The organism is Dactylosporangium salmoneum (assembly GCF_039532525.1).
GTDB classification, from domain to species: domain Bacteria; phylum Actinomycetota; class Actinomycetes; order Mycobacteriales; family Micromonosporaceae; genus Dactylosporangium; species Dactylosporangium salmoneum.
In genome coordinates, this window is record NZ_BAAARV010000021.1 from 37,554 (window position 1) to 49,599 (window position 12,046).

Genomic DNA, 12,046 nt, shown 5'->3' on the forward strand with positions numbered 1-12,046 from the left:
GCTGCGCCCGGCCTTCGGGTCGGGCGAGGATCGCAACATCGGCGCCGCCGCCGTTGGTGATACTGACCGAGGGCTGCGCCCGGCCTTCGGGTCGGGCGAGGATCGCAACGTCAGCCTCGGACACCGGGGCGGACATCGCGGCTTCGGACGCTGCGCCCGGCCTTCGGGTCGGACGAGGATCGCAACGGCACGCTGCCACTCGAGTACTCGCCGCTCGGACCCGAGCTGCGCCCGGCCTTCGGGTCGGGCGAGGATCGCAACGGGTCGAGGCCGGCGGCAACCAGCTCGTCGCGTCCGAGGCTGCGCCCGGCCTTCGGGTCGGGCGAGGATCGCAACGCGTCCACCGCGTACACGGAGGACGCGACCCGGGACCAAGCTGCGCCCGGCCTTCGGGTCGGGCGAGGATCGCAACCGGGAGGGCTCCGTCGTCATCCTGGCCGGGGTCACCCAGCTGCGCCCGGCCTTCGGGTCGGGCGAGGATCGCAACTCTGCGATGGTGATCAGCAGGAGACGGTCCTGGTCCGTGGCTGCGCCCGGCCTTCGGGTCGGGCGAGGATCGCAACGGGTGGCTGATCGACAGCAGGGTCTCGGCGGCGCCGCTGCGCCCGGCCTTCGGGTCGGGCGAGAATCGCAACACCGTCGCGACGTCGCGCTCCTCGGCCTCGGCCATTGCCGCTGCGCCCGGCCTTCGGGTCGGGCGAGAATCGCAACACCGTCGCGACGTCGCGCTCCTCGGCCTCGGCCATTGCCGCTGCGCCCGGCCTTCGGGTCGGGCGAGGATCGCAACACCGTCGCGACGTCGCGCTCCTCGGCCTCGGCCATTGCCGCTGCGCCCGGCCTTCGGGTCGGGCGAGGATCGCAACACCGCGCGCACCGCGGCCAGCGCCGGATCGCCGGCGCGCTGCGCCCGGCCTTCGGGTCGGGCGAGGATCGCAACACCGCGCGGCCGACAAGCACCTTCCGGGCCGTCTTCGTGCTGCGCCCGGCCTTCGGGTCGGGCGAGGATCGCAACAGGATGGCGGCGAGCTCGACGCAGAGGTCGGTGATGCGGCTGCGCCCGGCCTTCGGGTCGGGCGAGGATCGCAACACCGGCCGCGGTTGTGCGTCGTGCTTGCCGGAGGGGAGCTGCGCCCGGCCTTCGGGTCGGGCGAGGATCGCAACATCGCGCCCCGGACGATTCCAGCCGCGCCGCTGAACGCTGCGCCCGGCCTTCGGGTCGGGCGAGGATCGCAACAGCGAGTTGGGGTGCACGCCGCCGGCGACCCGGTCGCGGCTGCGCCCGGCCTTCGGGTCGGGCGAGGATCGCAACTGGTGGCATGGGGAGGGACAACCGTGGCCGGTGGCCTGCATGCTGGCCGCCATCGGCAGGCCCCTGGCGTTCTTGTCAAAGCGGCGTCTGTCGGCTCGCAGCAAGCGGTTCCGGCACGCGGTCAAGGATCTCCTCGAATTCCTCATCGACGAACGCCTCGCCCTGCCGCGCCGGTACGCGAGGATGGAGGATCGTCAAAGCTCGAGAGCTGGCCTCTACCTATGCAACTTCAGGCGGCCATCCGCCGTACCCTGACATAGCCGTGATAACGCTGCTCGCCATGAACAACAAAGACCGAGCCATCAATGCTGTCCGGTGGCCCCGGCCCGCAGCTGTCCCATCGGCGACAGGAGGCGGTGTCCAGGCAAGTCTGGGCGACCTCGGCTCCGGCGCGGCGCACACCATAAGCAGCCCGGCGGTGCGGTTATGGTGTTGCGCCGGGGCGAGATCCATGGCAGCGCAGCTCCAGTGCCGGCCAGCCACGCCGCCGCCCCAGCCAGACCCGGTTCGGTCCGCCCGAGACCGCGGCTCAGTCCGTCACGACACCGAACCCAGCGACCCACCATCGAACTCACCCCCGAGCTCCCCACGCAGTTTGCAGCTCCGCCGCCCAGGCGGCCAGCTCGAGCTCGCTCAACCTGGCCGCCTGGGCCGCCGTTACCGGTGCGATCTTGATGGAGGTCCCTACGAACGGCACGACCCAGACATGGTGGATCATGCTCTCGATACGACAGTGACGGCGGTTCCACTCCTGCAGCTCGACGGACGAATCAGCCGTTGACCTCCGGAATGAACGGCTCGCCTGCGACGCCACTATATCCAACAAGGCCATTCTGCTCGGCCATATCAAAGATTTCATCCAAATACTGAAGGAAACGCTGCGATAGTGTCAAGAGGACATATTTTGATGTCAATTCCGGATAGCGCGTAGACGAGGGTTCAAGAACGTTGACAATGTCCGGCCATTGCGCGATCAGCCCTTCGCGAAATCGGGTGACGTCCTCGCTCGACAGCAGGCCGGATGCATCACCCTCGGCGAGGGCGTCGAAAATCTCGCCGTAGTCCCCATCCACTCGCTTCCAGAAAGCGAAATCACTGCTCACTCCTGCCTCCTATGGGAATCTCGGAAAACATATGGGACATTCAGTAGGTGAACGAACAACTATGGTTCGGAAGCCATAGGTATTGAACAGCCACTCATCTTTATCTCGCTGGTCTCGAGTATAGTTCGATTTACCTGTCTTCACCTCGAGCAGCAGCAGGCTGCCATCGTCAAGGCGGAGTGCGATATCAACTTCGCGCACTCCAGTTGGAGTGTCGATCTTGAACCCATTGTTCCAGGCTTCGCTCCAAATATCACGGCTCTGAATGCCCCACCGTACCAGGTCCTCCGTAATGACTCGGACCCCTTCGGCTCCTCGCGCCTTATCGTGCTTCCGGTTGCTGCAGTTGTGGACGAGGACCGGCGTCGAACCTGCTAGGACGAAGTAGGTATGGTCGTCAGCAACAGTCAGGTCACGCATCTCGCGTGGACCGGAGTGATGCGCTACCGACCTCACTCTTACAGGGTCATCACCGCCGGTCGACCGAAGGCGCTCGCTTGGCAGAAGGTCTTTCGCCTCGATCCATGTATTGCGGGAGTCACTCCAGAACGGATGATTGTCGGTAGTTTGCAAGACCGCAGCATGACCAGCCGAATCTTCAACCTCCACATTCGCCATCTCCACGTCGATGTTGACGTGCAGGGCGACGACGGGCTTCGGCTCGGCCACGCCATTATGATCGACGGCGAGCACCGTATCGTTTACTTGGACATCTTTGATGGCGCGGGTGCGACCATCCGCAAGCAAGATCGCCGTGTCGGGGTCGAAGCTGTGTTCACATTCGTCCTCTTGACTAGCCTCAGAACCGCCTGCCGATACTGGCTGGGTTCGAGGTTTACTGCCGTCGGAGGTTGTTTCCTTCGCACCCAAGCCAGCTGTACCGCGATCTTGCTCTACCAGCGCCTCGGATTTCGCGGATTCAGCGCGAGCTTTGGCCGCGTCAGCGGCCGCCAAGTCAGTTCTGTTGATCTCCGCGAAGCTAGAATTCGTGCCGCCTCCCAGGAGGCGGTCGACGGTGCCCAAGGGGTCCGCAGCCACACTTTTGAGCAGATTGACGCCGGCTTTGGCAACGCCCACAGCGGCGTCGGACGTCGCAGTCACCGCGGTCTTCGCGGCCTTGGCCGCCATGTTAGTTGCGTTATACAGCAGGCGGCTCGCCGCCTTTGCGATTCCTCCTTTCGACGCCGCGACGCGCTTAAGCGTGTTAATCGCAGCGCGCGCTATTGCTTTTACAACGTTGATCATGCTGACAATGGGTCCAGCTATCGAGTCTGTGTAAAGTCCGGTTGGGTCGCTTTTGGTTACCGGGTTGTTGTCGCTGTAGCCATAGCCACCGATAGCGAGCGGGTCAGTGACGTCCAGCAGTGGATCTACCGAGATGAAGCGGCCTGTTGTGGGTTCGTATTCGCGAGCCCCAAGGTGTGTTAGGCCCGTACTGTCCTGAGTTCCGTTGAGGAAGCCACGGTCAGATGGCCAGGCGACAGCGACGTTAGATCTTGGATTTCCGTAAGGGTCGAGCCTGCGCCGGGTGGCTGCGAGGCTAACGGAGTCGATCGCAAGCGTGCCGGTGCCGTGGTGGTCGATAGACATCCAGCTCAGCGCAGTGACGCTGGTGCGGACGGCCAGGTCGGCGTAGTAGCGCGTGACGGTGGTGGTGCTACCGTGCGTGCGCAAATCAAATCCAGGAAGGAAAACGGTAGTGCCTTGGCTGTCCGAGGCCACCAAGCGTTCGCCATCGGCGTCGTACGTATAACGCGTTGTGCCCGTGCTGTCGGTTACCGTATCGAGATGGCCCTCGGCGTCCCACGTCAACGCCTGGTTTGGTCCGCCGGCGATGGCGCGAGTAGTGACGTTGCCAGCGTTGTCATAGGAATATGTGTCGCTGCTAATTGTTGCGCCCGTGCTATCAACCTTGCTAATCGCATGCGGACGGATGCTATTTGCGCCGGCCGTCGGGTAGGTGTAAGTCCGGGTAGTGTTTCCGCTGGAAGCGTGTTTTGTTTCACTGATGCGGTTGCCGGTGGCCGTTCGGTACTGGTAGCTGGTCCAGTACGGATCCGCGCCTCCGATGACTCCCTGGGAAGGCGCTGCAGGGCAGGAGGCGGTTGCGACAGTCCACGCCTCGGTCAGCTCCTGCATTCCGTCATACTTGAAGCATTCATTAGCAACGACCGAGCCATTACTTCTCTCTGTAATGGCCGTGATATCGCCGATATCGTCGAAGGTGTAGCTCTCGTTAAGCCGTTCGTCCCAGGCGCTCGGGTCCACCTGATTCTGCGTTTCAGTGATGCTGTCGGTCAGTCGTCCGGTCGTCTCGTCGATAGTGGCGGTGCGTCGAACGCGCTTGCCCGCCGCGCCCAGGACTTGCTGATACATCGCGCCGAAGCCGTAGTACGCGGTGTCTGCGACGTAGGTTTCCAGCCCGGTGAGGCTCAGTAGCCGTCCGGTGCTGTCGTAGGTACGCGCGACAGTCTCTGACGGGAGTCCGCCAGCGGCCGGGTAGGTCGTTGTCGCCACCGAACCGTCCACGTTGTATGTGGCCGTGGCGGTGTAGGTGCCTGCCGGTATGCCTGCGGCAATGGGCAGGGTGGTCGATATGCTGAGCGGTTGGCCGATGGCGTCGTAGTCGTCGACGCTTATGGCGTAGGTCACGCCGCCCACATATCGTGTGGCACGCGTCAGCGCGCCTTTGCGAACGGTGTCGTATTGCCAAGCGGCGCGCTGCTGGCCACTGGTTGTTCCTTCGAAAAGCCCCGTCTTGCGGTCGAGGTCGTCGTACGAATAGGCGAGCGTGATACCACGAGCATCAGTGGTGGCGGTCAGGCGGTCTGCGGCATCGTAGACGCTAGTCGTAGCACCCTTGTCAGGATCCGTCGTACCGATCCTACGACCAAGACGGTCGTACGTGGCCGTCCACTGATTACCGTCCGAGTCGATCGTTTCGACGAGCCGACCAAGGCGATCGTATTGATAGGTCGTAGCCTGGGAAGGACCGGTAAGCGAGCCGGAGGTGAACTGCCGGTCCTCGACAGCATTGCCATCAGCGTCGTAGGTAGTCCTCTTTGGAGTACCGCCAGAGGGCGGAAACAGGGTGGCACTGTTGCCGTCGTAGGTTACCGTAGTCTGCCACTTTAATGAGTCGGCAGCATATAGCCCACTGGCAATCGGGCGCTCCAACCCATCGTATGCGATACGTGCCTGCTGTTTCACGTTGGGGTTACTGAAGCCGGCAAGTGACGCAGCAGGGGCCGTGGCGCTCTCCCAGAATGTTGTTTGCTGCCACGGCAGGCCTCGACCATCGTATTGAACGTCGGTAATAGTTCGGCCGCCCTTCGCCTGCGGCGCCGACTCCTGTTTCTGACGGGTTCGCAACTGGCCGTCATAGAGCGTGGTGGTAGTGATGACGTTCCCGGTGGGGCCAAGCTTCTTTGACGTGACGACGTTCGGCGTCGTGTTGGCGAGCGTGTACGCATATTCGACGTTCGGCGTCAGGCTTGTGGAGCGGCCGGGCTCCCAAATCTTCGCCAGCCGCCCGAGCGGGTCATATTCCGCCGCAGTCGTCTGATTGTTGGGGTCGAGGATCGCCGTGGCGACGCCGTGTCCGGGCTCGATAGTCGTTGTCCGTGTTTGCTGCAGCGGATTGGTTACAGCAAGGCTAGTTGTCGGGCCGCCAACGGAAGGGGTGTATCGAGTCATCGTTTTATGCTCAAGAGCGTCGAACGTGTCCTGAACACGGCCGTACTGATCGTACGTAGTCCGTCCTTGCTTCGCCCACGTAATGTTCGTCCCAGTCACGTCGGCCATTGCATTGCTTTGGGTAACTAGGCCTTGTGTCGGGGACCCTCCAACGCTGGTGCCGCTGTCATAGAGGAACTGGGAGCCACTGAGAAAGTTCGCTCCTTGTGGCGTAGCTGCGCAGTCAGTGGTGACCACTTGCGCCGGGTAGCTGACAAGGTACGCCGCGGTATTGCGGGCGTAGTCGGTGCGCGTGCAGGCGTCGTCGGCAGGGTTGCCGAGTTCGCCCCAGTCTTTGACGTCGGTCGGGTCGCCGTAGGTGTCGTAGGTGGTATCGGTCTCGGTCCAGAGCCAGGACGAGGTGGCGGCGATCCAGGTGGCGGCCTTGGTGAAGGTCTCCCGGGCCATCTGGGAGTTGAGGGTCGCGGCCGGGTTGGCAAATGCCGCGCGGGAGGCAGTCACCCAGTTGGAGTACCGGTGCGAGGTCAGGCTGCTGACGGCGCCGTTGTCGAGGGTGTAGGAGACCCGGGTCTGGCTGGTGAAGGCTGAGTTGTCCTGGCTGCGGCCGAGCCATAGTTGGCTCAGCCGAGCGCTGCAGTCGTAGATGTACAGGCCGTTGTCGCCTTCGGCGTCCAGACAGCGGCCGGAGTTGGGGTTCCTCAGGGTGCCGTCGGTCTGGGCCGTCCACTGCTGGGACGCGGACTGGTTGCACGTCGACACGACAACAGGGGTGTTGTTCGCGGTGCCGCTGTTCTGCACGGTCATGCACTTGGCGGTGCCGGGGTTGACGATGCTGCCGTCGCGCTGCAGCTGCCAGGTCTGGTTCGCGGTGGTGTCCGGCATGCCGCATACCTGGCTCTGCAGCCCCGACCCGTCAGCGGTCCCGGACAGGCCCGTGCAGCGGACCGCCTGGGTGATGACCAGCTCGTTTTTGGCGGTGGGCATATACACCTGGTGCCAGGAGCCAGCACAGTCCCAGATCTGCATCGTGTGGCCGGGCTGCGTGGGGCTGCCCGACACGTCCAGACACCGGCCTGTCGCCGGGTTCTTCAACTGCCCGTCCGGCTGGCGCATCCATACCTGCGCGGCGGTGTTGTTGCAGGTGTACAGCCACACCTGAGTGCCGTTGGCCGTACCGCCGCCCTTAATGTCGACGCATTTGGTCGACGCCGGGTTCTGCAGCGTCGGCCGGCCGCTGGAGTCCATGCGCCGGACCCACTGCTGCTGCCACAATCCGTTGCACGGATACGCCTGCAACGCTGTGCCGTCGGCGTTGACCGCGTTGAGAATGTCCACACAGGGCGCACCCGTGCCTGCCGTGCCACCACCGGCCAGACCGACCGGGTTCCCTGCCCCTGACTGCAGCGGCTCGAGGGTGAATGCCGGCCGCACTCCGTACAGGACCTGGGTGTCGTCGCCGCTCTTCTTCGCATCGCCGGTCAGGCCACGGTGGTACACCACCTTGGTCACCGTCTGCTGTCCAGCAACGGTTCCGTGGGTGGTCGTCACCGTCGGGTAGCCCCGCCAGTCCCCCCACGACGTCTGAGCGATGTTGGCCATGTCCACGTCGTCATGCGCCCACAGCGCGGTATCGCTGGAGCCATCGGTGGAGTAGGCGTACGAGGTAACCTCGTCCGGGGAGCCGCCGGTCAGGTCCCGTTCGGTGACCGAGTCGACCACATACTTGTTGAAGTACGCGAACCCGGCCGGCGCCGATGGTGGCTTGATGTACTGCGGGAAACACCGGAACGGGTTGCTGTCACCGTTGATCTTCAGACCGCCATTGACGCAGTCTGGGTCCAGGTAGTGCACCAGGGTCTGACCACCGACGCCATTGTTGATCTGGCTAAGCCGCCAGTGGATGAACGGCGCCGTGCCCGCGGCAGCGCTCCAGTCGGTCCGGTTCGCCTTGTTGATGTAGCCGAACGTCACCGCCGGTTCGGTCTGCGCGGTCACCCCGTTCGCAGCAAAGCCGGTGTGCACGAGACCGCTCAGCGCCAGGTTCGGCGCCGTGTCGTCGTGGCCGTCGCCGTTGCTGTCACCCGACGTCAAGAACGTCTGGTCGAGGTTCCACCTATCGACATTGCGGTACGTCGAACCGGTGTACACCTGCGTTCGGATTGCGGCGAGCCGGTACCGGGTGAAGTGCACCGGCGCGGTGGCGTTTGGGCACGAGGTGGCGGTGAGGTCGCAGTACAGGTCCGTCGGGGTATCGGCGTAGCCGGACGACGGCCAGCTGCAGTTGTTGAAGCACCGCTCGGCGTAGTCGAACACCACCTGCATCGGCGCCGCGCCAGTGGCCTCACTACCGGCGCGGGTGCCGTACTCGATCCGGTTCAACCGCGACGACAGATCAATGTCCAGCGCCTGCAGATTGTTCAGGAACCCGTACCTGGCGATCAGGATGTCGTAGAAGTACGTCATCGAGTTGCCGCGCGGATCCACGACGTAGTCCAGGTTCCAGCGGTATGTCTGAAAACACCACGAGTTCGGGTTCCCATGACACGGATCAGCCGCCTGGTTCCCGATCACCGGCTCACTCAGCACGGACCCCGTACCCTTCGCCCCGCCCGCCGTGTCACCGACATACCGGTGCATCTTGCCGAAGTAGTACTGCGTCCCGTCCTGCGTCGTGACCTTCCAGTACTCGCCGTTCTGCGCACTGTTGTGCGCCGCGCTGCTGTCGGTCAGATCCTCGATTTTTAGCTTGTCATCCTGGATGGCGTGCCAGCCGTTGGCGTCCTTTATCAGCTTCACGGATCGACCGCCGAGTACCAGCGTCACCTCTTCCGCGCTGAACCAGCACGCGTCCGCCGTGGTACTTCCATCATCGGCGCACATACGGAACGCCCGCTCCACGTAGCCACCGCCGGTCAAGTCCCAGCCCTCACCAACCACTGAGGACTGACCGGTCTTCGACGCCGTCTTCGCATCCACACTGCCCGACGAGTACGCCAATGCCAGCTGCGGCGCCGGGCCGCCCAGCGACGCCGGAGCCTGGATCGGATAACTCAGGGTGAAAGCGCCGCCCCCGGTTCCCGAAGCCCATGAGTATGCCGGAGAAAGGTCCGTGGCCGTCCAGTTCGCTTCCGCCGATGACCCGTTGCTCGGCGTCGACAACGCCATGACCATCGGCTCGGCTCCGACAGTCAGGGTTTGTGCGGTCACCGTTTGCGTAGCCGGGTCATTCGTCGACATGATCGGCGTTTGCGTCTGACACTCGGGCAACGATGGGGTGTTGAGCACGCAACTAGGCAACGACACCAGCTGCAACCGTGCCCCGTAGTTCGCGCCATAGGCCGTGGCGAACTTCGAGTAGTTTATCGACAGTCCCGCCTTGGCGAGGCTCGCCTCGCCGTCTGCACGGGACACCTGCAGCAACACACCATGCACGCCCGCAGCTTGGGTTGCCGCTTGGTCGGCCACCGCGACCCGCATCGGCACCGCAGCGCCGGCCGCCCGAATTTCGCCCTGGGTCCGCGGCGCATTATCCCCAGACCCATCGATTAAGACCTCGACCGGCAGACCACCTGGGGCGATCGCCTCCGCAGAGAGGGTGCTGTCCGCCGTACCGGCCAACGGCCACGCTGCGGCCGGCACCGGCTTCAGCGTGGCATCCGCCGAATCCGACTTCGTCGGCGCCTTCACCGCGATCTCCGACACCGGCGTTGACGTGTCCGGTGCTGCGGCGGCCTTGCCGTCAGCTGGGTTGGGCGCCGCATGCGCCGGCACGTTGACAGCCATCGACACAACGAACGAAGCAACTGCGCCGGTCGCGATGACAGCTAGGCGACCAGAGCAGCCGGCGTGCAGCAGTGAGCGAACAGACACCGAATACCCCCGTGCAGGTGAGATGCCGCGATGCGAGTGCAAGCTACGGCCTCCCGACCCGCAGAGATAGATCTGCAGCACATCGATCACTTTGCGTACCGAAGGCCGAAGATCAACTTCGGCAGCCCGCAGGCGATGTGCAACCTGACAATGTGAGTTGAATCACCACCGCCAGACACAGTGTGTAGCGGGCGCAATACGGCTTATGGGAGGTACAGCGTCTTGGTGTAGTCCAGAACCCCGATGGGTGTTGACGTAAAAAGCGACTATTAGCACGTCACGCAAAACAGACAAGAGTGTCCATATCAGCCCCGACGTAAAGGTGTCAGGTTCGCAGCTTTCGGCAAGCGCCTGACCGGAGGTAAATGCATGGCAGTTTCCCTTAAATTCGACATCCTGACCAATGAGCCATTTTCATCCTGCGTAGCGACTGGTCTCGACGTGATGCAGGACGAGGATGGCCTGCACGATTGCCGTAGCACGCCGGGGACAGCAACGCAGCTTGGTCAGGACCTTCCAGCCCTTGAGCGTGGCGATGGCCCGTTCGCCGCAGGCGCGGATCCGAGCGTGGGCCGTGTTTACCGCCTTCTGTCGGCGCGACAGCTTGGGCCGGCGGCGGTGCCGCTTGAACGGTGTACGGACGCTGCCGCCGGCACCTTGATAGCCCTTGTCCGCGAACGTCATCACGTCAGCGCTGCCCAACGTGCCGATGATGCCGTGGGCGCGGGCGGCGCTCAGGTCGTGGCACGAGCCGGGCAGGGCCGGTGAGGCCCAGATCAGGCGCCCGGCCGGGTCGGCGATGACCTGCACGTTGACGCCGTGACGCTTGTGCTTGCCCGAGTAGTACGGCCGCTGGTTCGCGACCCGGTCGATCGGGATCAGCGTGCCGTCCAGGATGGCGTAGGCCAGCGTCCGGATGCGTCGCATGGCTGCGGCGAGGTCTTCTGCGGCAGTTGCGAGGAGGTCTACGGCCTCGCGGACATACCGCCAGGCAGTGGCTACGCCGATGTCGAATCCGGCAGCCAGTCGGGTGTAGGTGTCGCCGTTGCGTAGGTGAGCCAGGGCGAGCAATGCCTGCCGTCCGGGGTCGAGGCGCCGCCACCGGGATCGTTGCTGGTTGCGGTGGCGGCGGATGCGGCTGGCGAGGTGGTTCAGGGTTCGGCTGGACAGCGGGATCGTGGCGGGGTAAGACAGCACGGCGAGGCTCCCGGTCGGGGCATCGGACGCTTCTATAGAGGTGCCGGTTCCGGGAGGGATTGGTGCCGGTAGGGTCCGGCGCCGGTGATCTACGAGTGACTCAACCAAGATCTGGCCGCTTTGTGGTGTGCCGTTCATCGGACCTGTCCTCATGGGTCGCCGGCGCCGGCCCGGCCCACCATGCTGGCCTGATCAGAAGCCTGTCCGCGCTTGTCGCGTGACTCATCACAGATGTGCCGCTGGGTGACCGTCTCCCGGGTCGACGCCGTCCGAACGTCGCCTATGTAGAGGAGACCTCGTGCCATCCGTCCTGACGGAACGACTCGTCGATCGCGTCGATGCGATCATCGGCGTGGACACCCACACCGACACCCATACTGCGGCGGTGGTCTCGCCGGTTGGCTCAGTCCTTGCCGAGCTCACCGTCATGGCCACAGCCGACGGAGTCGCCGCCCTGCTGGCCTGGGCCCATGAGCAGACCAATGGGCTTGGCGCGGGCCGCCGCGCCTGGGCTCTCGACGGTGCACGCTCGCACGGAGTCGGGCTGCTGCGCGCGCTACGCACCGCCGACGAGACCGTCTTCGAGGCGCCCAAGCCCACGGCGACCGTCCGGCGTCGCGGCGGTAAGTCCGACTCTCTGGACGCGGTCCACGCCGCCCGAGCGGTCCTGGCCGCTGACCACGCCGCCGCGCCACGCGCCGACGGCGACCGCGAGGTTCTGCGGATTCTGCACGCCTGCCGCCGCCACTACACCGACACCCGCACGGCCACGGTCAACCTGTTCAAGTCGCTGATCCTCACCGCCGACGACGACCTACGTGACCAGTTCCGCGGCCGCAACACCGATCAGCAGGTCCGCCGCGCCACCGGC

The 12,046-nt window shown here is 64.5% G+C and carries 4 protein-coding genes and 1 CRISPR repeat array (1 of these 5 running past the window's edge); of the genes, 1 reads left to right on the forward strand and 3 read right to left on the reverse strand.

The window, feature by feature from the left end:
• A CRISPR array of direct repeats spans positions 1 to 1,309; the repeat unit is 37 nt; unit sequence GCTGCGCCCGGCCTTCGGGTCGGGCGAGGATCGCAAC; it begins 529 nt to the left of the window's first position.
• Positions 1,310 to 2,079: 770 nt separating this feature from the next.
• The 3 genes from ABD352_RS12375 to ABD352_RS12385 all read right to left on the reverse strand — a co-directional run bounded on the left by ABD352_RS12375 (position 2,080) and on the right by ABD352_RS12385 (position 11,175).
• Positions 2,080 to 2,412: a hypothetical protein gene (locus ABD352_RS12375; protein WP_344612449.1), complete on the reverse strand. Its 333-nt coding sequence runs from the start codon at positions 2,410 to 2,412 to the stop codon at positions 2,080 to 2,082.
• A gap of 9 nt (positions 2,413 to 2,421) precedes the next feature.
• Positions 2,422 to 10,068: a ricin-type beta-trefoil lectin domain protein gene (locus ABD352_RS12380; protein WP_344612450.1), complete on the reverse strand. Its 7,647-nt coding sequence runs from the start codon at positions 10,066 to 10,068 to the stop codon at positions 2,422 to 2,424.
• A 324-nt stretch (positions 10,069 to 10,392) separates the two neighbouring features.
• Positions 10,393 to 11,175: a transposase family protein gene (locus tag ABD352_RS12385; RefSeq protein ID WP_344612584.1), complete on the reverse strand. Its 783-nt coding sequence runs from the start codon at positions 11,173 to 11,175 to the stop codon at positions 10,393 to 10,395.
• A 298-nt stretch (positions 11,176 to 11,473) separates the two neighbouring features.
• On the opposite strand from ABD352_RS12385, the gene ABD352_RS12390 reads away from it, so the two are divergent.
• A partial coding sequence (locus ABD352_RS12390) for an IS110 family transposase (RefSeq protein ID WP_344612451.1) occupies positions 11,474 to 12,046 on the forward strand: 573 nt, incomplete at its 3' end.